Source organism: Microbacterium sp. NPDC006705 (genome assembly GCF_044903545.1).
Lineage (GTDB): Bacteria > Actinomycetota > Actinomycetes > Actinomycetales > Microbacteriaceae > Microbacterium > Microbacterium plantarum.
In genome coordinates this window covers 1,128,911-1,149,430 of sequence record NZ_JBJDQQ010000001.1, presented here as the reverse complement: position 1 = coordinate 1,149,430, position 20,520 = coordinate 1,128,911, and the positions used below count along the sequence as shown (strand labels likewise).

Sequence of the window (20,520 nt, the reverse complement as noted above, 5' to 3'; positions counted from 1 at the left end):
GCGGAAGGAAACCCTGTCGATGAGCAAACCCATCACATCTCCGGAATCGAACAAGCTGCTGCGAGCCGCGATCTGGGTCGCTATCGGCGCGCTCATCGCGGCGGCGATCGTCTGCGTCGTCTGGGTGCTGATCGGGTCGGGCACCGGGATCGTCGCCCGCGCGTTCATGACAGTCCTGCTGCTCGCCGGCTTCGCAGGCATCGCGATCCTCGAGTCGCACCTCGCGGGTCGTCGCCCGGCGTGGTTCGCTCTGACGAGTATGGGCACGTGGGTCGGGGCGCTGCTCGTGGGCGCCGTCATGATCTGGCTTCCATCCCCGACCGAGAGCTTCGGCTGGGGGTACGAGCGGTTCATGCGTTTCCTGCTGGTGTTGCTCATCCTGCAGCTGGCGCTGCTGCACCTGCGACTCTTCACCAAGGCGTACCTGCGCAACCCCACGACCTTCCTGTCGATCGTCACCTATGTGACGATCGCCTTCCTCGGCATCGTGGCCGTCATGCTCATCGTGCCGTTGGTCGGAGGGGAGTGGTTCGACTTCCTGCCGATCTACTGGCGGGTCGTGGTCGCACTGACGATCCTCGCCGCCGTGGGCACGGCCCTCGTGCCCCTCGTGAACGCGCTACTGATGCCTCGCGCTCCTCAGCCGGCTGCCCCGGCATGGCCGACCTACGCCGATGGCCGGACGCCTCTCCCCGTCCTCGCCGACGGATCGCCCGACTGGCAGGCGTACTACACGGGGCGCCCCACCTACCCGCAGGGTTACGCTCCCGCGCAGCCGGCGCCGCAGGCCCCCGCGCCGACGCAGCAGTCCGCCCCCGCACCGCAGGTGGCCCCGCCGCAGCAGGCGGCCCACGCCGAGCCCGGGTACGGGGACTATCCGCCGCCTCCGCCGCTGCCCGACCAGCCCATCGCCCCGCGCTGAGGCCTTCCGCGGCCGCACGTCAGGTGATGGGCAGGGCTGCCGTCACCACCCATTCTCGCCCCTCACGCCGGGAGTCGAAAGCTCCACCGAGGAGGGCCGCCCTAGCTGATCCGAGCCCTGCAGACAGCTGAAACCGGTGCATTGCGACTGCCTACCGAGTCGGAGAAGCTGTCGGCGCGCGAGGCAGAGATCGTGCGATATCTGGCAGCGGGCCAGTCCAACGGCGAGATCGCCCGTTCGATGCACGTATCCGAAGGAACGGTCAAAGCCCACTTGAGCAACATCATGCTGAAGTGGAACGCCCGCGACCGGGTGCAGGTTCTCATCACGGCGGCGCGCTTCGGACTCGTCAGCTTCCGGTAGAGCGACTTCCTGCCGACGCGCTGATGTCCGTGTCGTCACTAGCTTCGCTGTCACGTATGCCGGCGGTTCGGAGCGAGGTGCGCCGGTGATCGTGGATCTGCCCCACGCATGGATCGTCGCTGCTGCCCTGACGACACTTCGCCTGCCCCGGTTCGGGGTGCCGTCGCAGACAGCGGCCGGCGCCGTCATCCTCATTGGGCTCGACCTCGCTAACTGGGCGGGATTGATCTGGGGGGAGCTCCGCCCGCGCGCTCCGAGAGCTGCTGACCGGTCATCTCGCTCAGGGCGGTGCGGTGGTGTGAGCCACGCATGATGAGGAGGCGTTGCAGGCGGTCGAACCCCGAGTCCTCGACCTGGGCGATCCGGCTTCGAGGCTGGCCTCCGGCACGACCGCGTAGCGTGGAGGCATGGTGGATGCCCGAGAGCTCGAAGACCTGGCCGTCGACATCGCCCGCGAGGCGGGTGCGCTCGCGCGCCGACGCCGCGGCGAGGGAGTCGCGATCGCCGCGACGAAGTCGGCGCTCGCCGACATCGTCACCGAAGCAGACCGCGAGGTCGAGCTCCTCATCCGCGATCGCATCGCACATGCGCGCCCCGATGACGGTTTCCTCGGCGAGGAGTCCGGCGCCGAGCGCGGCGCCAGCGGGCTGACCTGGGTCGTGGACCCTATCGACGGAACGGTCAACTACGCCTACGGCATCCCGCATTACGCCGTGAGCATCGCGGTCGTCGACGGTGAACCCGATCCTCAGCGATGGGAGGCGGTCGTGGCGGCGGTCTTCTCGCCGGCTGTCGACGAGATGTTCCGGGCGACCGCGGGCGGGGGAGCGTGGCTCGGGGATGCGCGCCTGGCGGTGTCCGAGCCGACGGATGCCGGTGCCCTCCTGGCGACGGGTTTCGGCTACGACCCGGCGACGCACGCGGGCGACCTCGCGCGACTCGGGCGGATCATGCCGGTCGCTCGCGACATCCGCCGAGCCGGCGCCGCATCGCTCGATCTCGCTTACGTCGCGGCGGGGCGTCTCGACGGCTACGTCGAGCGTGGGCTGCAGCCGTGGGACCACGCCGCCGGGGCGCTTCTCGTCGCCGAGGCGGGCGGCGTCGTCACCGGTATGCCCGGCGAGCGGCCCGGCCGTACCATGACGATCGCCGCGTCGTCGTCGCTCCACAGTCGGCTGACCGAACGGGTTTTCCACGAAAGCTGACGCGTGGATCGCGTTCCCAGCTGTAAGACGTTAGTGTTTACCCGTTCGTTATCTTCGGAACCCGAGCCGAGGGATCGAACGCAACCCGGACTGTTCCGCTGCGCACGAGCGCGCGCTGTTTTCGAGAGCCTGCGATTTGACTTCTGAGACCACTCCCACTGAGGCCGCGTCCTCGCGACCCTCGGCAGGGGAAGCCTCGGCGGGACTCACGCGGGCTGCCGGTCTCACCCGGGCACAGTGGCGGCGGCTGGCAGCTGAAGCTGAGCTCGCCGCGAAGGTCGCCGCCGTTCCGGCCGATGACGTCGCAACGATCGACGAGGCACCGCAGACGCCGGACGTCGAAGCCGTCGATTCGCAGGCCGCCGCGACCAGCGAGACCGTAGCCGACGAGATGGTCCTCACCGTCGTGGACGGCGACGCTTACGCGGGACCGGATTTCGTCGCGCCATCCCGCCGTCGTCGCACCCGCCCGGCCGCCGAGCATGCCGCCGCGCAGGGCGAGTCGTTCGGCCCGGCCGCGGTCGACTCCGCGACGACCGAGACGCCGGATGCCGATGACGCGCGCTCGCACAGCGACGCGCACGCGAGCGATGAGACGCGCAAGCCGTCCGACGCGCACGACGTCGACGAGTTCGAGTTCGCCGCGCGGCTGTTCTCCTTCACAGCGCAGACCCCGGTGCAGGTGGGCGAGGAGTCCATCGCCGAGCACCAGCAGCGCACCCGCGAGGTCACGGTCGCGCGTCCGGGTCGCCTGCGTCGCGTGGGCAAGCGAGTTGCTGCCGCATCCGTCTCGATGAGCGCCGTCGCCGCCGTCGGTCTCCTGGCCGTCGGCCTGACGAGCCCTGCCGCCGCCGTCTTCGCCTCGGGCGACACGGGTCGCGACATCACGGCCGAGGCGCCCCGGACATCCGCGTCGATCGAGCCCGAAGAGATCCAGGCGTACGTCTCGTCTCCGAACACGGGCGTCACCTTCGATCGCAGCGACACCTTCGATGTGACGTCCGTCTCGGAGATCGCGGCCGACTCGGGTGTGACCAACTTCGCCGGTACGTGGGTCAACGACCCCAACGCCGCGATCCAGTGGCCGTTCCCGGTCGGGGTTCCGATCTCGGCGCAGTTCGGCTCGGTCTCGTACCTGTCCGAGTTCTCCCGCCCGCATCGCGGTGTCGACCTGACGCCGGGGGCCGGGGCTGAGATCCACGCCGTCGCGGGCGGAACCGTGCGCATCGCGACCGAGGCAGGCGGCGACTACGGCGTGACCGTCGTCATCGACCACAACATCGACGGTGAGCTCGTCTCGACGCGCTACGGCCACATGCAGTACGGCTCGCTGCGGGTGAAGGTCGGAGACACGATCGAGCCCGGCGAGATCATCGGACAGGTCGGCAGCACCGGCAAGTCGACCGGCGCGCACCTGCACCTCGAGGTGCTCCTCGGCGGGACGACGCAGATCGACCCGATCGCCTGGCTCGAAGAGCACACGAAGCGCTGACCTGATTCGAAGTGAGGCCGCCGAGATGGTATCCTCTTCTAGTTGCCCGCTTGCGGGTAGCACGCCCCGATAGCTCAGTGGCAGAGCACTTCCATGGTAAGGAAGGGGTCGTCAGTTCAATCCTGACTCGGGGCTCGCAGCATCCTCGGATGCGATGCGGCAGGGTAGCTCAGTTGGTGAGAGCGCACGACTCATAATCGTGAGGTCGCGGGTTCAAGCCCCGCTCCTGCTACAGATGAAAACCCCCGGACGCACCGGGGGTTTTGTCGTATTCGGCAACGGCAACCGCGCGCGAAAGTCCGCGGGAACGAGAAGGCGCCCGGGACCCCTCCAGAGTCCCGGGCGCAGGTCGGACGCGAGACGAGGACCTAACTCGCGGCCGAGGGATCGAGCAGGCCCGCCCTGCTCCCCATCAGCGCTGGATCGCACCCGACGTCACGATCATGCCTCGCGTGGCAGGATGCTGGGGCGCGCCGACCATCCGTCCACCTCGAGGGAAAATGGCCGGTGAAGCAGTGAAATCGGGGCGCAACGGTGCCATTTGCGAGCTACGTATGGGCTGAATTTCCGCGCAGGATTTCATCCGATCGGATGACGTGGCGCCGCGCGTCCCGCAGAAACCAGAACGCCCCGTCATCGGAGGATGCGGGGCGTTCCACGATCCGGGGGGAAGATCGTCGACGTCATCGACGCTAGGGCCTCCCCGCCGGTCCGTCGAGTCGGCCTTTCGGGGGACACGTCGTCTGCCGGTGACGCGTCAGCGCCGGTGGAACGGGCAGCCGCCGCCGGTGCCCGTCGCCCGCACGCGCCCGCCCGACGCCGGCTTGGTGGGCAACCGGCGCATGTTCACGTCGAGACCCGAGTCGAGGATAGTGACATCCGGGTGGCTCATCGCCGTGATCGCCGTCGCGAGTCCGGCGATCGCGAGCTTCTCGCCAGGGCAGCGGTGGCCCGTCGCGACATCGGCACCGCCGTGGGGGATGAATGCGGGGAGAGCCTCGTAGTCGTCGACGCCGACGAAACGCTCGGGCGCGAACGAGTCGGCACGCTCCCACGAGTTCTCATCGAGGTTGGTGCCGAGGATGTCGAGGACGACGCGGCCACCCGCCGCGACGCTCTGGCCGTCGAGTTCGATATCGGCGACCGCACGCGCGGGGAGCATGGGGACGAACGGGGCCGTGCGCCGGATCTCCTGCGCGAACGCCACGGCGAGAGGCCCGCCGTCGAGCGTCTCACGCTCGGCCGCCTCCGCGGCGATGCGATCGCGCCACTCCGGACGCTCGTGGAGCTCCTTCGCGGCGAACGCCACGAAGCGTGCGACCGCGATCATCGGACGCATGCTGTTCTGCAGTTCGATGCCGGCCAGGCGGGCGGACAGCAGGACACCGGCGCGGTCCCGGTGCCAGGCCCATGCGTGCAGGGCCGTTCCGGGCTCGGGCTCGAGGTCGCCGTCGCGCACCGCCTCGATGAGGTGCTGGGTGTGCCGGTCTGACCAGCGGCGATTGATCCAGGCGAGGAGGTACTCGGGGGAGTAGGGGACGCCGAAGCCATCGACGATCTGGGCGAGACGAGCCGCCCACCGCGTCTTCGCCGCAGGCGTTCCCGGGAGTCCTGCCCACCGCATGACGGCGCGGCCGAAGGCGCCCACTGCCGCGTCGTAGGCGGAACGCTCCCCGCCGGCGAACCAGTCGTCGAGCTCGCCCTGCCATTCGGCAGCCAGAAGCGGACGCAGACGCTCGACCTGCTCGTCCTCGTAGGCGACGTCGAGGAAGGTCGCCTTGCGGTGCCGGTGGTCCTCGCCGTCGAGGCTGTGAACCGAACCATGCCCGAACAGGGTCTCTTGCACGATTCCCGGCATCGCCCCGTGGCGCCGGACCCGCTCCTCGTCGTAGAACACCTCGACGCCCTCCGCGCCGCGGACGAAGACGGTCGGGTCGCCGAGCAGGCCCATCGGAGCCGAGCGGGCGCCAGCCCGTACGCGACTCCAGATGCGGTCGCCGAATCGGTACCCACGCAGCAGGAGCTGAGGGGAGTCGTCGGTCAGCGTGCGTGCAGCGGCGGCGATCGAAGACATCATGTCTCCACGCTCACACGTCGGGTCCGATGAGCCGAGGGGGAGGCGGATCGGACCGCCGTGTGCTAGCCCGCGGCTCCGGATTCGAGGCGCCGCGCGGCCCGCCGCAACACGGCCGACTCGATCAGCAGCACGCCGCCCACCGCCGCCGCGCCGAGCACCACCAGGAGGAGCGCCGGCAGCGCGTCGGGCCCGGGGGCCTGGACGGCGCCGCCCTCCTGCCAGGGCCACAGCGCCCGGAGCGAGCCGATCATGAGGCCGGTCATCGTCGCGAGCATGATGCGCCGACGGTGGACGAGCAGCCACTGCAGCACCGAGACGAACAGGCCGAGACCGATCATGGCGCCGAGGATGAAGACGCCCAGGTAGAGGAAATCGCGCTCGTTGACGGCGGCCAGCGTCGGCGCGTACATCCCGACGGCCAGCAGGAGGAACGACCCCGAGACGCCGGGCAGCACCAGAGCGCACACGGCGAACGCCGCCGCGAGTGCGACGACCGGGAGAGGAGGGTCGAGGGGGTCGACCTGGGGGAGGCTCGTGAGGGCAAAGCCGGCGACCGCGCCGACGAGGGCGACGGCGTACTCGCGCATCCGCCACCGGCCGCCGACCATGCGGATCGGCACGACGAGCGACGCGAGGATGAGCCCGGCGAACAAGGCGCGTGAGGCGACGGGCTCGGCCTCGATGATCGGGGCGAGGACGGCGGACGCGACGAGGACGGCGGTGATCATGCCGATGCCGACCGGCAGCACGACGGACCAGCGCACGGCGGCCAACTCGGCACGAGCGCGCGTCAGCCCGCGGCCTCGCACGCCGTCCGCGACACCACGGGCGACCCCGCGGGCGAGGTGGCCGGCCGACTCGATGAGCGTCTCGTAGACGCCGATGATGAGCGCGACGGTGCCGCCGCTGACTCCGGGAATGATCTCGACGGTTCCGATGAGAGCGCCGCGTCCGGCATCCAGCAGCATTCGGGCGACGGGCATGGGGGACCTCCGGGAAGAGCGGGGACGGAGCGTGCCAGCCTACCGACGGCACCTGAGCGATCGAGGGGTGCGCGCGTTACCGCGCACTCCGGCCCGGTGCAAGTGGCTCGACGGATTCGCCGCCCCGCCGCATCGTGGAGGCATGTCCAACGCATTCAACGACGACCTCGCCCGCCCCGCCGCAGCCGAGGATGCCGGCATCCAGCCGCTGCGCGACGGCGATGCGACCAGCGTGGCCGACCCCGACCTCGACCCGGCCCAGCGCGAGTGGGACCGCACCGACGCGATCGACGAGGCGCTCGACTCCGGCGTCGACCCCGCCGAACTCGATGTCGCGACGGCGACGAGCGACGACCCGGCGCACATCCCGTCGGACGAAGACGAGATCCCCGCAGAGGACCTGCCCACGGGATACGCCCAGCCGGAGACCCAGGGAGACGACCCGGTCATCGCCGAACTCGGCGAGGACGGCGAGGGCGACATCAACGACGAGGGCATGTGACCCCGGGGATCGAGTCGTACGCGCCGATCGGCGACGGCCGCACCGTCGCGCTGATCGGTCTCGACGGCAGCGTGGATTGGCTGCCGCTCCCCGATCTGACCTCGACGCCCGTTTTCGCGCGCCTGCTCGATCGCGAGACGGGCGGATGTCTCGAGCTCGCGCCCACGGACGAGTTCGAGACCACCCGTCGGTACGTGCCCGACACCAATGTTCTCGAGACGACGTTCACAACGGCTCGCGGGTCCGTGAGAGTCACCGACGCCATGGTGTCGGGAGTCGCCGGGCGGATGCCGTGGGCGGAGCTGGCTCGTCGCATCGACGGGCTCGAGGGCACCGTGCCGATGGCCTGGCGCATCCATCCCGGCACCTCGCTGCGTACGGCGTCGCCCTGGATCGAGCGCACCCAGCACGGCGACGTCATCCGCAGCGGCAAGACCGCTCTCGTCGTCGTGGGGTTCGAGCACGGGCCCGAGGCTCCCGATCCCGACGGCACGAGCGGCCCCCGCCTGACCGGCTCGTTCACCGCCTCGAAGGGTTCGCGTCACCTCATCGCGCTCGCCGCGACGCACGACGAGCCCCTGCACCTTCCCGACCCCCGTAACGTCGACGTCGGCATCGACCGGACGATCGACAACTGGCGGCACTGGTCCGAGGTCTTCTCGTACGAAGGCCCCTGGGAGGAACGCATCCAGCGCAGCGCGCTCGCCCTCAAGCTGCTCATCTTCAGTCCCACCGGCGCGATCGCCGCTGCCGCCACCACGTCGCTGCCCGAGAATCCCGAGGGCGGCAAGAACTGGGATTACCGCTACGCCTGGGTGCGCGACCTCGCCTACACCGCTCACGCGCTCGTGCGCTTCGGTCTCCGCGAGGAGACGCACGCGGCACTGTCATGGATGCTGCGCACCATCCGCGAGCACGGGCCCGAGCTGCACGTCATGTACACCTTGGGCGGCGAACTCGTGCCCGATGCTCAGGACTACCCCGTGCCCGGCTGGGGAGGCGTCGGTCCGGTCGTCACGGGCAATCCAGCGCGCGAGCAGCTTCAGCTCGGCGTCTACGGCGACCTCATGGCGATCTGCCGGACGTACGTCGATGCGGGGAACGTCCTGGACATCGGTACGGGGCGGATGCTGGCGGGCGTCGCCGACCGCACCTGCGACCTGTGGCGCAATCCCGACTCGGGAATGTGGGAGCTGCCGGAGGAACGGCACTACACCTCCTCGAAGATGGGATGCTGGAAAGCCCTCGACGACGCTGTCGCGCTCGCCGAGAGCGGCGCGATCCCCGGGAGCGCCGAGCGGTGGAAGGCCGAGCGCGAGCGCATCCGGCTCTGGATCGACGAGAACTGCTGGTCCGAGGCGAAGTCGGCCTACGCCTTCTACGCGGGTTCGGACGAGCTCGACGCCTCCGTGCTGCTGCACGCGCCCACCGGCTTCGACCGCGGCGAGCGGATGTCGACGACGATCGACGCCCTCACCGACGAACTGGGCGCCGGCCCGCTGCTGTACCGCTACAGCGGGGTGTCGGCGGAGGAGAAGACGTTCGTCGCCTGCGCGTTCTGGCGCGCCGAGGCGCTGGCGTGCGTCGGCAGGCATGACGAGGCGCTCGACCTCGTCGACCAGCTCGTCGCCCTCGCGAACGACGTCGGCATCTACGCCGAGATGATCGACGCTGACGACGGCACCGCCTGGGGCAACACCCCGCAGGCCCTCAGCCACCTCGCGTTCATCGCGACGGTCCTCACCATCCGCGACGTCGTCCCCGAGGAGGCCCTCCGTGGCAGATGAGATCGGAGTGTTCCGCGACACTCGTGCCGTGCTCGTCGAGAGCATCTGGTGGGACGACCGCACCGACGAGGTCGTGTGGGTCGACATCACCGCAGGGCTGCTGCATCGCGGCCCGCTCGACGGGGCGGTCGACGGCAGCGACGACCGGGTCGTCGAGTTGCCCCCGCCGCTATCGGCGGTGCAGCCGGCCGCCGGAGGCGGCTACATCGCGGCACTGAAGGACCGCGTCGTCCTTCTCGACGCGGACGGCCGTATCGAGCGCGACCTCGCCTCGCTGCGTCACCGCCACGACGGCATGCGGCTGAACGAGGGAAAGGTCGACCCGTTCGGCCGCTTCATCGTCGGCGCCATGGAGCTCACGACTGACGACCCCGATGCGGCGGTATGGTCGGTCGACCCGGACGGCGACGTGCGGGTGCTCGGCGGCGGCTACGGAATCGCGAACGGTATGGAGTGGTCCGACGACGGGCGCACGATGTACATCACCGACACCGCGACCTCGACCGTCTACCGCGCGTCCTACGGTCCCGCCGGCGAGCTCGGAGAGCTCGAGCCCTACCTTGTCGGCCGGTCGAGTGACGGGCTGGTAATGGCGACCGACGGCTCGTTCTTCAACGGGCTCTATGGCGAGGGCATGGTGGCGCGCTGGAGCGCCGACGGAGACCTCGTCGAGGAGAGCACGATGCCCGTGCCCAACATCACCTCCGTCGCGTTCGCCGGGCCCGACCTCGACGTCCTCCTCGTCGGATCGGCGCGCGAGAACCTCACCGAGGAGCAGCTGCAGCGGCATCCTCTCTCGGGCGGCATCCTCCGCCTCGAACCCGGCGCGACCGGCCGCGCCATCCACACGTTCGGGTCTGCGTCGATCGCCTGATCGACGGACCCGAGTGACGACCACCCCCAGGAAGACCGATGGAAGGAGACACCATGTCCCGTGACCAGTACACCTTCGTCAACCCCGCCGAGCTGTACGCGGACATCGAGCCCGAGAAGCAGCACATGGACGAGCCGGGCCTCGACGCCGACCTCACGCCGAAGGCCGATCTCGGCGAGGAGAGCTACCGTGGCAGCGGCCGCCTGACCGGGCGCAAGGCGCTCATCACGGGCGGCGACTCGGGAATCGGCGCCGCTACCGCGATCGCCTTTGCGCGCGAGGGTGCCGACGTGGCCATCTCGTACCTTCCCGAGGAGGAAGAGGACGCGCAGCGCATCGCCGGCATCCTGAAGGATGCGGGTGTGACGGTGGCGCAGCTTCCCGGCGACCTGCGCGACCCGGAGTACTGCCGCTCGCTCGTCGCCGACACGGTCTCGGCGCTCGGCGGCATCGACATCCTCGTCAACAACGGCGGCAAGCAGATCTTCCAGTACGAGCTGGCCGATCTGACCGACGAGCAGTTCGACGACACCTTCAAGACCAACGTCTACGCGATGTTCTGGATCACCAAGGCCGCGCTGCCGCACCTGCCGGCAGGTGCCTCGATCATCAACACCACGTCGATCCAGGCCTACTCGCCGTCCGAGACGCTCGTGGACTACGCCTCGACGAAGGCGACGATCAACACGTTCACCAAGGCGCTCGCCCAGCAGCTCGCGCCGAAGGGCATCCGCGTCAACGCCGTGGCGCCGGGGCCGATCTGGACGCCGCTCCAGCCGAGCGACGGCCAGCCGCAGGAGAAGATCGACAGCTTCGGCGAGGAGACCCCGCTGGGACGTATGGGTCAGCCGGCGGAGCTCGCGCCCGCCTACGTGTTCCTCGCGTCGGCGGAGTCGAGCTACGTCGCGGGGGAGACCCTGAACGTCAACGGCGGAATGCCCACGCCCTGACGTCATCGCTGACGAGTGCGCCGGTGGCCGCGGCTGCCGGCGCACTTTTCCAGCGTATTGATTGCGCACAACCTAGTTGTGTACAGTGCATACATGGAACCGACGCAGCACATGGTCTGCTTCTCGCTCTACGCCGCGTCGCGGGCAACGACGAAGGCGTACGCGGCTCTCCTCGAGCCGCACGGGCTGACCTACCCGCAGTACCTCGTGCTCGTGCTGCTGTGGAACCGCGACGGCCGCAGCGTCAGTGACCTGGGCCAGGCGCTCGACCTCGATTCCGGCACGCTGTCGCCACTGCTGCGCCGGATGACGCGCGACGGCCTGGTGGAACGGGGTCGCGACAGTGTCGACGAGCGCGTCGTGACCGTGTCGCTCACCCCCCGAGGCCGCGAACTGCGCTCGGAGCTCGCCCACGTGCCCGCCTGCATCGCGCAGGGGATGGGCGTCACCGTCGATGGTGCCCGGCAGCTGATCGCCGCCCTCACCGAGTTGGCGGACGGGATGCGCGACACCGCCACCGATCTGCGCGCGGATACCCGCGCGACGAAGACCACCCCCGAAAAGGAAATGAAGGAGGAGCACGCATGAGCGCTCTCTACACCGCCGAAGCACTCTCGACGGGCGCCGGCCGCAACGGGCACGTCCGCACCACGGACGGCCGGGTCGACCTCGAGATGGCCATTCCGAAGGAGATGGGGGGTTCGGGCAGCGGCTCGAACCCCGAGCAGCTCTTCGCCGCCGGCTACGCCGCCTGCTTCCACTCCGCCCTGCAGATGGTGGCGCGCTCCAAGAAGATCGACGTGACCGACTCGGCCGTCGGCGGCCAGGTGCAGATCCACCCCACGGATGCCGGCGGGTTCTCGCTCTCGGTCGTCCTCGAGGTCGTGCTGCCCGGCGTCGATCGCGAGGTCGCACAGGAGCTCGCGGACGCCGCGCACCAGGTGTGCCCGTACTCGAACGCGACCCGCGGCAACATCCCCGTCGAGATCACGGTCTCGGAGGACTGATCCCCGCGTCCCCGCGTCGCGCGCTCAGATGCGCACGACGCGGGGACGGTGTCGCACCTCGCGGTGCAGGCGCTCCATCTTCGCGTCGAGCTCGGCCGCCGTCTCGGCGGCATCCTTCAGCTCCGCGATCAGCTCCGCCGGCACGTTCGCGGCGAACTTGTAATAGATCTTGTGCTCGAGGCTCGCCCAGAAGTCCATCGCAATGGTGCGGAACTGCACCTCGACGGGCACGGTGATGCGTCCGGTCGAGAGGAAGACGGGCACCTCCACGATCGCGTGCAGGCTCTTGTAACCGTTGGGCTTGGGCTCCGCGATGTAGTCCTTGACGGTCCGGACCTCGATGTCGTCCTGGGCCGTGAGCAGGTCGAACAGGCGATAGGCGTCCTGCGTGAAGCTGCAGGTGACGCGGACGCCGGCGATGTCGGTGATGTGCTCGCGGATCGACGCGAACTCGGGTTCGACCCCCTTCCGGACGACCTTCTCCACGATGCCGTCGGGTGACTTCAGCCGGCTCGAGAGGTGCTCGATGGGGTTGTAGTCGTGCAGCTGCTGGAACTCGTCGCGCAGGATCTGCAGCTTCGTCTCGATCTCCTGCATGCCGAAGCGGTACTCCAGGAGGAACTGCTGGAACTCGTCGCGCAGGCTCCGGAGCTCCTGTGGCGTGAAGTTCTGGAGACCGTCGGTGATCGAGAGCGGGGGCACGGAGCTGCCGGTCGTCATGGCACCGACGGTACCGATCCGGCATCGGCGGCGGCTGTGAGGATCCACGGTCGTTCGCGTGTCGGAGCCCGGCGCTACCATGAACCGTCCGGTCGACTCGCTCAAGGAGACCCATGCTCGGCAAGCTCCTGTTCCGCTATCTGCGCACCTATCGGTGGCTGCTCCTGGGCGTGCTGGTGTTCCAGTTCGGCTCGGCGATGGCCTCGCTCTATCTGCCTCGACTGAACGCGGACATCATCGACAACGGCGTCGCCCGAGGCGACACCGCCTACATCTGGTCGCGCGGGGCCATCATGCTGGTCATCGCGCTCGGGCAGATCGTCGCGTCGGTCATCGCGACGCTGTGCGCTGCCCGTGCCGCGATGGCCGCGGGACGCGACATCCGACGCGACGTCTTCGAGAAGGTCAGCGGCTTCTCCGAGCGCGAGGTGTCGCGCTTCGGCCCGGGCACGCTCATCACCCGCAACACGAACGACGTGCAGCAGGTGCAGATGCTCGCGATGATGGGCGCCACGATGCTCGTCACAGCTCCGATGCTCGCGATCGGCGGCGTCATCATGGCGCTGCAGCAGGATGTCGGGCTCAGTTGGCTGATCGGGGTCGCTGTGCCGCTCCTGCTCGTGGTCGCCGGGCTCATCATCGGCCGCATGGTGCCGCTGTTCCGCCAGTTCCAGACCCGGCTCGACAACGTCAACCGCATCATGCGCGAGCAGCTGACCGGCGTCCGGGTCGTGCGGGCGTTCGTCCGCGAGCGCATCGAAGAGCAGCGATTCCGCGGTGCGAACACCGACATCATGATCGTCGGGCGCAAGGTCGGGTCGCTGTTCGTGCTGATGTTCCCGCTGGCGATGCTGGTGCTCAACGTCACGGTCGTCGGCGTGATCTGGTTCGGCGGCATCCAGGTCGATCAGGGCAACGTGCAGATCGGCACACTCTTCGCGTTCATGCAGTACGTCGGCCAGATCCTGATGGGCGTGCTCATGGCGACGTTCATGACGATCATGATCCCGCGCGCCGCGGTCTCCGCCGACCGGATCGGCGAGGTGCTCTCCTCTCAGGATGCGCTCGAGCGTCCCGCCTCGCCCGTGCGGGAGTTCCCCGAGCCGGGCGCCATCGTGTTCGACGACGTCGCGTTCACGTACCCGGGCGCCGAGACGCCGGTGCTGCAGGGCATCTCGTTCCGCGCGGATCCCGGCGAGACGGTCGCCGTCGTCGGGTCGACGGGGTCGGGCAAGACCACGCTCGTCTCGCTCATACCCCGGCTGTTCGACGTCACCGGGGGATCGGTGACGGTCGCCGGCGTCGACGTGCGCGAGGCCGACCTCGACCTGCTCTGGAGCGGCATCGGCTACGTCCCTCAGCGCGCGTTCCTGTTCACCGGCACGGTCGCGTCGAACCTCCGGTTCGGGCGGGAGGACGCGACCGACGACGAACTGTGGAAGGCACTCGAGATCGCGCAGGGGCGCGACTTCGTCGCGGAGATGGAGGGAGGCCTCGAAGCGCGCATCGCGCAAGGCGGCACCAATGTCTCGGGAGGGCAACGCCAGCGGCTCGCCATCGCACGAGCGATCGTGCGGCGCCCCGACGTCCTGGTCTTCGACGACTCGTTCTCCGCGCTCGACCTCACCACCGACGCCCGACTGCGCGAAGCGTTGTGGCGCGAACTGCCGGAGGTCACGAAGATCGTCGTCGCACAGCGGATCTCCACGGTGACCGGTGCCGACCGCATCCTCGTGCTCGACGACGGCCGGATGGCGGGTCTCGGCACACACGACGAACTGCTCGAGTCCAACGAGACGTATCGCGAGATCGTCGAATCGCAGCTGGGAGTGGACGCATGAGCGCCGAGAACCTCACAGACGACGAGCGCGCCGAGCTCGAGCTGGCGGAACAGGCTCGCCAGAACTCCGGCAGCTGGGACAGCGTGGCTCCCGGCAAGGCGGCGAAGTTCGGGCCGAGCTTCGTGCGGATGATCGGTCTGCTGCGCCCCTATGCTCTCGTGTTCGGTCTCATGACCGTTCTCGGTGCGATCGGCGTGGTCCTCGCCGTCCTCGCCCCGCGCGTGCTCGGCGATGCCACCAACCTCATCTTCGAGGGCGTCGTCTCCGCGAACCTCGGCTCGCAATTCCCCCCGGGTACGAGCCAGGAGGACGTCGTCGCGGCGCTCAACGCCGCGGGGCAGACGGATGTCGCCAACATCGTCGGGGCGATGCAGAACTTCCAGGTGGGCGCGGGCGTCGACTTCGACCGGCTGAAGTGGGTGGTCGTCACCGTCCTCGCGATCTACGTCGGCTCCGCCGTGCTGACCTGGCTGCAGGGCTTCGTGATCAACATCATCATGGTGCGGACGATGTGGCGACTGCGCGAGTCGGTCGAGGCGAAGATCAACCGGCTGCCGCTGTCGTACTTCGACCGGGTCCAGCGCGGCGAGCTGATCTCGCGGGTCACGAACGACATCGACAACATCACCCAGACGATGCAGCAGTCCCTCTCGACCGCGCTCACGAGCGTGCTGACGGTGGTCGGCGTGCTGTTCATGATGTTCTCGATCTCGTGGCAGCTGGCGCTCGTGGCGCTCGTCTCGCTGCCGCTCATGGCCGTGATCTTCGGTGTCATCGGGCCGCGGTCGCAGAAGGCCTTCGCGGTGCAGTGGCGCAAGGTCGGCCGGTTGAACGCTCGTGTCGAGGAGTCGTTCTCGGGGCACGCCCTCGTCCGCGTGTACGGTCGCGAGCGAGACGCCCGCGAGAAGTTCGAGGCCGAGAACGACGAGCTCTTCGAAGCAGCCTTCAAGGCGCAGTTCCTCTCGGGCCTCATCATGCCGGGCATGACCTTCATCGGGAACCTCACGTACGTCGGCATCGCGGTCCTCGGCGGTCTGATGGTCGCCTCGGGCCAGCTGCGACTCGGCGACGTGCAGGCGTTCATCCAGTACTCGCAGCAGTTCACCCAGCCGCTGTCGGAGCTCGGCGGCATGGCCGCCGTCGTGCAGTCGGGCACGGCTTCCGCTGAGCGGGTGTTCGAGCTCCTCGACGAGGACGAGCAGGACCCCGACGCTCCCGATGTCGAGCCGGCGCGTGGTGGCCGCGGCGTGATCGAGTTCGAGCATGTCCGCTTCGCCTACTCACCCGAGAAGCCGCTCATCACCGACCTCACCTTCCGGGTCGAGCCGGGCCAGACGGTCGCCATCGTCGGTCCGACCGGGGCCGGCAAGACCACGCTCGTCAACCTCCTCATGCGCTTCTACGAGCTCGACGGCGGCCGCATCCTCCTCGACGGTCAGGACATTTCCGAGCTCTCCCGAGACGACGTGCGCTCGCGTACCGGGATGGTGCTGCAAGACCCGTGGCTCTTCGCCGGCACGATCCGCGACAACATCCGCTACGGCCGCGAGAGCGCGACCGACGACGAGATCGTCGAGGCGGCGATCGCGACGCGTGTCGACCGCTTCGTGCACTCGCTGCCCGACGGGTACGACACCGTCCTCGACGAGGATGCCGCGAACGTCTCGGCCGGCGAGAAGCAGCTCATCACGATCGCGCGCGCGTTCGTGGCGCAGCCCGCGGTGCTCATCCTCGACGAGGCGACGAGCTCCGTCGACACGCGAACCGAGCTGCTGCTGCAGCAGGCCATGTCGGCGCTGCGCGAGGGGCGGACCTCCTTCGTCATCGCGCATCGGCTGTCGACGATTCGCGACGCCGACCTCATCCTCGTGATGGAGCACGGCGACATCGTCGAGAAGGGCTCGCATGACGAGCTGATCGCGGCTCAGGGCGCCTACTGGCGTCTGTACCAATCGCAGTTCGAGCAGGCGGCGACGGAGCAGCCGGATTCGGTCGCCGAGCTCGGCGCGGCCGATGATACCGCGGGCGGCCGGCCGGTCTCGGCCGATCGGTAGTCTGAACGAGGCGGATCTGCGCCCGACGCGAGAGAAGGCAGAGTTGAGCGGTTCGACGCCTCCGGGCTGGTACGACGACGGGCACGGCGCACTGCGATGGTGGGACGGCTCGCGGTGGACCGAGCACACGCACGCCCCCGTCGAGCCCGAGCCGCAGCCGGAGACCGAGCCTCAGCCCGAAGAACCGCCGGCCGTGACGGAGGCCTCCCTCACCGAGAGCCAGCACGGGGTCGCGGCATCCGACACCGCGTCGCCGACCGACGCGCTGCCGCTGATCCCGCCGTCGCCGGGAGGGTTCGCGCCGGTGTATCCCGGCGCGCATCCGTCGATCGCGACGGCGGCCGTGACCGGCGCCGTCGGCGAAACCGACGCAGCGCCTCCGCGCCGTTCCCGGCTCTGGATCGTCTTCGTCGCGCTCGGCGTCGTCCTCGTCGGGCTCGTCGTCCTCGCCGCCGTGTTCATTCCGCGCTTCATCGTGGGGATCCTGGATCCGAGCAGCGATCGCCCCGGTGCGACGGCGGTCCAGGGGGCCGATCTGCGGGCGGCCGAAGACATCGTCGACGCGTACGACGACGCATGGGACGAGATGGACTGCGCGGCCTACCAGGCCATCCTGACTCCCGAGTTCCTCGCGAGCGGCGGGCTGTCCGACTGCGCGGACTTCGCCCAGGCGGCCCGCGAGTTCAACAACTCGGTCGAGGACTACGAGGTGAGCTTCATCTCGACGACCCGAGAAGGAGACACCATCTACGTCGAAACCGTCGAGACCTTCACGCAGACGGCGGACGCCGCCGGTGCTCCGCTCGAGAACCCCGTTCCCGCGAGCTTCTCAGCGCTTTACACGCTCGTTCCGGGTGGCTCCGGCTGGCTCATCGACGATTACGTCGAGCAGTGATGGTCGAGCGTGGTGCGCGCCGGAGCGCGCGGTTCTATCTGGCGTGTGCCGGGGTCGGGCTCGCGGCCGGCCTGTTGTCGGGACTGTTCGGCGTCGGCGGCGGAACGGTCATCGTCCCGCTCCTGGTGCTGCTGCTCGGATTCGATCAGCGGCTGGCTGCCGGAACCTCCCTCGCCGCGATCGTCCCCACGGCCTCGGTCGGCGTCATCTCCTACGCCCTCACCGGATCCGTCGCCTGGGTCCCGGCCATCATCCTCGCCGCGGGTGCCGTGATCGGCGCACAGATCGGCAGTTGGCTGCTGGCGAAGATCCCGCAGAACGCGCTGCGGTGGGGCTTCGTCGGGTTCCTCGTCGTGGTCATCGTGATGCTCTTCATCGTGGTGCCCTCGCGTGACGCGGTACTCGAACTGAACTGGGGCGTCGGTATCGGGCTCGCCGGGCTCGGGCTGTTCACGGGGATCATGGCCGGCCTGCTCGGTGTGGGCGGAGGCGTGATCGTCGTTCCGGCGCTGATGTTCCTCTTCGGCACGAGCGACCTCATCGCGAAGGGCACCTCGCTCCTGATGATGATCCCGACCGCGATCTCGGGAACCGTCGGCAACGCTCGGCGACGCAACGTCGACCTCGTGGCGGCCCTCGTCGTCGGGCTCGCCGCGTGTACAACCACGGCGCTGGGGGCGTGGATCGCGACGCTGCTGAACCCGCTGACGGCCAACATCCTCTTCGCCGTGTTCCTCACCTTCATCGCGTCTCAGATGGCGATCCGCGCCGTGAAGGCGCACCGGGCGGCACGCGCGACGAAGCGGGCCGCGCAGCCGTCGGGGGGCCACCGGTAGAATCGGACGGTGTCCGTGAACCCCGATCTGGTCGACCGCGCCTTCGCGCCGACCGCCCCGTACCTCGTGGGTCGCGAAAAGGTGCGCGAGTTCGCCCGCGCCGTCTTCGCGACCGATCCGCAGCACACCGACCCCGAAGCGGCACGTGCGCTGGGTTACACCGACGTGGTCGCTCCGCCGACTTTCGCCATGGTGATCCAGGACCTCACGCTGCAGCAGCTCCTGGGCGAGGCCGACTCGGGCATCGCCCTCGAGCGGACGGTGCACGCCGAGCAGCGATTCCGCTACACGCGCCCGATCGTCGCGGGCGATGAGCTCACCGCGCAGCTCACCGTCACCGGCATCCGTGCCTTCGGCAAGGGGGCGATGGTGACGAGCGAGGCGGATATCCGCGACGTCGCCGGTGACCACGTCGTGACCGCCGTCTCCGTGCTGCTGGTCGGGGGAGAGGACGCATGAGCGATCTGACTGTCGGGTCCGTCGTCGCCGAACGCACCGTCGAGCTCACGCGCGAGTCGCTCGTACGGTATGCCGGGGCATCGGGCGACTTCAATCCCATCCACTACCGCGACGACGTCGCGGCACGCGTCGGCCTGCCCGGTGTGCTCGCCCACGGAATGCTGACGATGGGGCTGGCCGTCGAGACGATCGTGGAGTGGCTCGGCGACAGCGGCCGCATCGTCGAGTACGGCGTGCGTTTCACCCGCCCTGTCGTCGTCGATGCTGAGACCGGCGCGACTCTCACCGTCGTCGCGAAGGTGGGCGCCGTCGATGAGGGCGTCGCACGCATCGACCTGACCGTCAGCCACGACGGCACCGTCGTGCTCGGCAAGGCGCAAGTGCGCGTGCGCACCGCCGAGTGACCGTGGCCGAGATCGAACCGCGACCCCTCGCGGAGCTGACCACGCTGCGCGCGGGCGCCGTGCCCGACCGCATGGTCGAGGTGCACACGGCCGACGAGCTCGTCGCCACGATGTGCGAGCTGTGGACGGCCGGTGAGCCCTGGCTGGTCGTCGGAGGCGGGTCGAACCTGCTGGTGGGTGACGAGCCGTTCGACGGCACCGTCGTCGCCGTGCGCACGACCGGGATCGAAGAGCTGCCGTCGCCGCATCCCGGGCGTGCGCGTCTGAAGGTGCAGGCCGGACACTCGTGGGATGACCTCGTCGAGTACGCCGTCGCGGCCGGTCTCGGCGGGATCGCCGCGATGTCGGGCATCCCGGGCACCGCGGGGGCAGCTCCCGTTCAGAACATCGGCGCCTACGGTCAGGAGGTCGTGCAGACCCTCGTCGAGGTCGAGCTGCTCGACGAGTCGACCGGCGAGGTCAGTGTCGTGCCGGCAGCCGAGCTGGGCCTCGGCTTCCGCACCTCGGTGCTGAAGCATCACCACGGATCGGTCGCGGCGCGTTCCGCGGTCATCCTGTCGATCACGCTCGAGCTCGACCGAGTCGGGCACGGCGAGTTCGCGATCAGCGGGCCGCAGCTGCGCGGCGCCCTGGGGCTCGACCCGGAGGCGACGGTGTCGCTGCGCTGGGTGCGCGAGACCGTGCTGTCCGTACGGGCCAGCAAGGGGATGGTGCTCGACGACGCCGACCCCGACACGTGGAGCGCCGGGTCGTTCTTCCAGAACGCCGTGGTGACCGCCGCCTTCGCTCGGACGCTGCCCGACGCCTGCCCGCGCTGGCCGGTGGCACCCGACCCTGTGAGCGACCGGGTGATCCCGTTGAACGAGTACTACGGCGTCTCGCCGACGGGTGAGGTGGCCGAGCCGGACGTCAAGGTGAGCGCGGCCTGGCTCATCGAGCACGCCGGTATCGGCAAGGGTTTCTCGCTGCCCGGATCGCGAGCCGGCCTGTCGACCAAGCACGCCCTCGCGCTCACCAACCGCGGGGGAGCGACGGCCGAGGAGCTCGCCGCACTCGCGCGGTTCGTCCAGCAGCGCGTGCAGGCGGAGTTCGGCCTCATCCTGCAGCCCGAGCCCGTCCTCGTCGGTGTCGAGCTCTAACCCCGTCGCT

The 20,520-nt window shown here is 69.4% G+C and carries 20 protein-coding genes and 2 tRNA genes; 19 read left to right on the top strand and 3 right to left on the bottom strand.

All coding sequences use genetic code 11. The features are described from left to right. The first annotated feature begins 19 nt into the window (after window positions 1–19). The 6 genes from ACI2K6_RS05510 (at window position 20) to ACI2K6_RS05485 (ending at window position 4,214) form a co-directional block, all read left to right on the top strand. Window positions 20–922, top strand: a complete 903-nt coding sequence (locus tag ACI2K6_RS05510; RefSeq protein ID WP_323987312.1) for a hypothetical protein — start codon at window positions 20–22, stop codon at window positions 920–922. Window positions 923–1,063: 141 nt separating this feature from the next. After that, entirely contained in the window at window positions 1,064–1,285 is a 222-nt protein-coding gene (locus tag ACI2K6_RS05505) for a response regulator transcription factor (protein ID WP_404568235.1), read from the top strand. Window positions 1,286–1,692: 407 nt separating this feature from the next. Beyond that, complete coding sequence (locus tag ACI2K6_RS05500; protein WP_282502166.1) at window positions 1,693–2,490, top strand: inositol monophosphatase family protein; 798 nt, start codon at window positions 1,693–1,695, stop codon at window positions 2,488–2,490. Between the two features lie 136 nt (window positions 2,491–2,626). Further along, entirely contained in the window at window positions 2,627–3,982 is a 1,356-nt protein-coding gene (locus tag ACI2K6_RS05495) for a M23 family metallopeptidase (protein WP_282502167.1), read from the top strand. 63 nt (window positions 3,983–4,045) lie between these two features. Beyond that, a tRNA-Thr gene (locus ACI2K6_RS05490) sits at window positions 4,046–4,117 on the top strand. Window positions 4,118–4,140: 23 nt separating this feature from the next. Next, window positions 4,141–4,214, top strand: a tRNA-Met gene (locus ACI2K6_RS05485). Between the two features lie 525 nt (window positions 4,215–4,739). On the opposite strand, the gene ACI2K6_RS05480 is transcribed toward ACI2K6_RS05485, so the two are convergent. Next, complete coding sequence (locus tag ACI2K6_RS05480; RefSeq protein WP_404568234.1) at window positions 4,740–6,059, bottom strand: cytochrome P450; 1,320 nt, start codon at window positions 6,057–6,059, stop codon at window positions 4,740–4,742. Between the two features lie 62 nt (window positions 6,060–6,121). After that, window positions 6,122–7,042, bottom strand: a complete 921-nt coding sequence (locus ACI2K6_RS05475; RefSeq protein WP_282502168.1) for a DUF368 domain-containing protein — start codon at window positions 7,040–7,042, stop codon at window positions 6,122–6,124. 142 nt (window positions 7,043–7,184) lie between these two features. Here ACI2K6_RS05475 and ACI2K6_RS05470 point away from each other — a divergent pair, with 142 nt between their 5' ends. The 6 genes from ACI2K6_RS05470 (at window position 7,185) to ACI2K6_RS05445 (ending at window position 12,162) form a co-directional block, all read left to right on the top strand. Continuing rightward, the gene (locus ACI2K6_RS05470; RefSeq protein ID WP_112616796.1) at window positions 7,185–7,544 is read left to right on the top strand and encodes a sugar ABC transporter ATPase; all 360 of its coding nucleotides are present in this window, start codon (window positions 7,185–7,187) and stop codon (window positions 7,542–7,544) included. Then, window positions 7,541–9,331, top strand: a complete 1,791-nt coding sequence (locus tag ACI2K6_RS05465) for a glycoside hydrolase family 15 protein (RefSeq protein ID WP_404568233.1) — start codon at window positions 7,541–7,543, stop codon at window positions 9,329–9,331. The genes ACI2K6_RS05470 and ACI2K6_RS05465 overlap by 4 nt, the downstream gene beginning before the upstream one ends. Next, window positions 9,321–10,205: an SMP-30/gluconolactonase/LRE family protein gene (locus ACI2K6_RS05460; RefSeq protein ID WP_274178507.1), complete on the top strand. Its 885-nt coding sequence runs from the start codon at window positions 9,321–9,323 to the stop codon at window positions 10,203–10,205. Before ACI2K6_RS05465 ends, ACI2K6_RS05460 begins: the two co-directional genes overlap by 11 nt. 53 nt (window positions 10,206–10,258) lie before the next feature. Then, the gene (locus ACI2K6_RS05455; protein ID WP_112616993.1) at window positions 10,259–11,155 is read left to right on the top strand and encodes an SDR family oxidoreductase; all 897 of its coding nucleotides are present in this window, start codon (window positions 10,259–10,261) and stop codon (window positions 11,153–11,155) included. 93 nt (window positions 11,156–11,248) lie between these two features. Further along, window positions 11,249–11,743, top strand: a complete 495-nt coding sequence (locus ACI2K6_RS05450; protein WP_240309688.1) for a MarR family winged helix-turn-helix transcriptional regulator — start codon at window positions 11,249–11,251, stop codon at window positions 11,741–11,743. Then, window positions 11,740–12,162, top strand: a complete 423-nt coding sequence (locus ACI2K6_RS05445; RefSeq protein WP_274178508.1) for an organic hydroperoxide resistance protein — start codon at window positions 11,740–11,742, stop codon at window positions 12,160–12,162. The genes ACI2K6_RS05450 and ACI2K6_RS05445 overlap by 4 nt, the downstream gene beginning before the upstream one ends. 24 nt (window positions 12,163–12,186) lie before the next feature. Here ACI2K6_RS05445 and ACI2K6_RS05440 read toward each other — a convergent pair whose 3' ends face one another. Then, window positions 12,187–12,882 (bottom strand): GTP pyrophosphokinase family protein, encoded by a 696-nt coding sequence (locus ACI2K6_RS05440; protein ID WP_274178509.1) that lies wholly within the window; start codon window positions 12,880–12,882, stop codon window positions 12,187–12,189. Between the two features lie 113 nt (window positions 12,883–12,995). Here ACI2K6_RS05440 and ACI2K6_RS05435 point away from each other — a divergent pair, with 113 nt between their 5' ends. Genes ACI2K6_RS05435 through ACI2K6_RS05405 form a run of 7 tightly spaced genes read left to right on the top strand, consistent with a single transcriptional unit; the run spans window position 12,996 to window position 20,510 of the window. Further along, window positions 12,996–14,723, top strand: coding sequence for an ABC transporter ATP-binding protein (locus tag ACI2K6_RS05435; protein ID WP_404568232.1), 1,728 nt, complete (start codon window positions 12,996–12,998; stop codon window positions 14,721–14,723). Then, the gene (locus tag ACI2K6_RS05430) at window positions 14,720–16,777 is read left to right on the top strand and encodes an ABC transporter ATP-binding protein (protein WP_404568231.1); all 2,058 of its coding nucleotides are present in this window, start codon (window positions 14,720–14,722) and stop codon (window positions 16,775–16,777) included. The genes ACI2K6_RS05435 and ACI2K6_RS05430 overlap by 4 nt, the downstream gene beginning before the upstream one ends. A 43-nt stretch (window positions 16,778–16,820) precedes the next feature. Then, on the top strand, window positions 16,821–17,672 hold the full coding sequence (locus ACI2K6_RS05425; RefSeq protein ID WP_404568230.1) for a DUF2510 domain-containing protein: 852 nt from the start codon (window positions 16,821–16,823) through the stop codon (window positions 17,670–17,672). Next, window positions 17,672–18,508, top strand: coding sequence for a sulfite exporter TauE/SafE family protein (locus tag ACI2K6_RS05420; protein ID WP_274178549.1), 837 nt, complete (start codon window positions 17,672–17,674; stop codon window positions 18,506–18,508). Before ACI2K6_RS05425 ends, ACI2K6_RS05420 begins: the two co-directional genes overlap by 1 nt. 9 nt (window positions 18,509–18,517) lie before the next feature. Beyond that, on the top strand, window positions 18,518–18,967 hold the full coding sequence (locus ACI2K6_RS05415) for a MaoC family dehydratase N-terminal domain-containing protein (protein ID WP_274178511.1): 450 nt from the start codon (window positions 18,518–18,520) through the stop codon (window positions 18,965–18,967). Continuing rightward, a complete protein-coding gene (locus ACI2K6_RS05410; protein ID WP_112616814.1) occupies window positions 18,964–19,371 on the top strand; it encodes a MaoC/PaaZ C-terminal domain-containing protein in 408 nt (135 codons plus the stop codon). Before ACI2K6_RS05415 ends, ACI2K6_RS05410 begins: the two co-directional genes overlap by 4 nt. 2 nt (window positions 19,372–19,373) lie before the next feature. Beyond that, window positions 19,374–20,510 carry a UDP-N-acetylmuramate dehydrogenase gene (locus ACI2K6_RS05405; protein ID WP_404568229.1) on the top strand — a complete coding sequence of 379 codons (1,137 nt, stop codon included), beginning with the start codon at window positions 19,374–19,376 and terminating at the stop codon, window positions 20,508–20,510. Window positions 20,511–20,520: the final 10 nt, after the last annotated feature.

Excerpts from the sequence above, each read along its gene's own strand:
- ACI2K6_RS05510 (WP_323987312.1), top strand. The coding sequence starts at position 20 with ATGAGCAAACCCATCACATCTCCGGAATCGAACAAGCTGCTGCGAGCC.
- ACI2K6_RS05500 (WP_282502166.1), top strand. The coding sequence starts at position 1,693 with ATGGTGGATGCCCGAGAGCTCGAAGACCTGGCCGTCGACATCGCCCGC.
- ACI2K6_RS05480 (WP_404568234.1), bottom strand. The coding sequence starts at position 6,059 with ATGATGTCTTCGATCGCCGCCGCTGCACGCACGCTGACCGACGACTCC.
- ACI2K6_RS05475 (WP_282502168.1), bottom strand. The coding sequence starts at position 7,042 with ATGCCCGTCGCCCGAATGCTGCTGGATGCCGGACGCGGCGCTCTCATC.
- ACI2K6_RS05470 (WP_112616796.1), top strand. The coding sequence starts at position 7,185 with ATGTCCAACGCATTCAACGACGACCTCGCCCGCCCCGCCGCAGCCGAG.
- ACI2K6_RS05455 (WP_112616993.1), top strand. The coding sequence starts at position 10,259 with ATGTCCCGTGACCAGTACACCTTCGTCAACCCCGCCGAGCTGTACGCG.
- ACI2K6_RS05450 (WP_240309688.1), top strand. The coding sequence starts at position 11,249 with ATGGAACCGACGCAGCACATGGTCTGCTTCTCGCTCTACGCCGCGTCG.
- ACI2K6_RS05445 (WP_274178508.1), top strand. The coding sequence starts at position 11,740 with ATGAGCGCTCTCTACACCGCCGAAGCACTCTCGACGGGCGCCGGCCGC.
- ACI2K6_RS05440 (WP_274178509.1), bottom strand. The coding sequence starts at position 12,882 with ATGACGACCGGCAGCTCCGTGCCCCCGCTCTCGATCACCGACGGTCTC.
- ACI2K6_RS05435 (WP_404568232.1), top strand. The coding sequence starts at position 12,996 with ATGCTCGGCAAGCTCCTGTTCCGCTATCTGCGCACCTATCGGTGGCTG.
- ACI2K6_RS05430 (WP_404568231.1), top strand. The coding sequence starts at position 14,720 with ATGAGCGCCGAGAACCTCACAGACGACGAGCGCGCCGAGCTCGAGCTG.
- ACI2K6_RS05420 (WP_274178549.1), top strand. The coding sequence starts at position 17,672 with ATGGTCGAGCGTGGTGCGCGCCGGAGCGCGCGGTTCTATCTGGCGTGT.
- ACI2K6_RS05410 (WP_112616814.1), top strand. The coding sequence starts at position 18,964 with ATGAGCGATCTGACTGTCGGGTCCGTCGTCGCCGAACGCACCGTCGAG.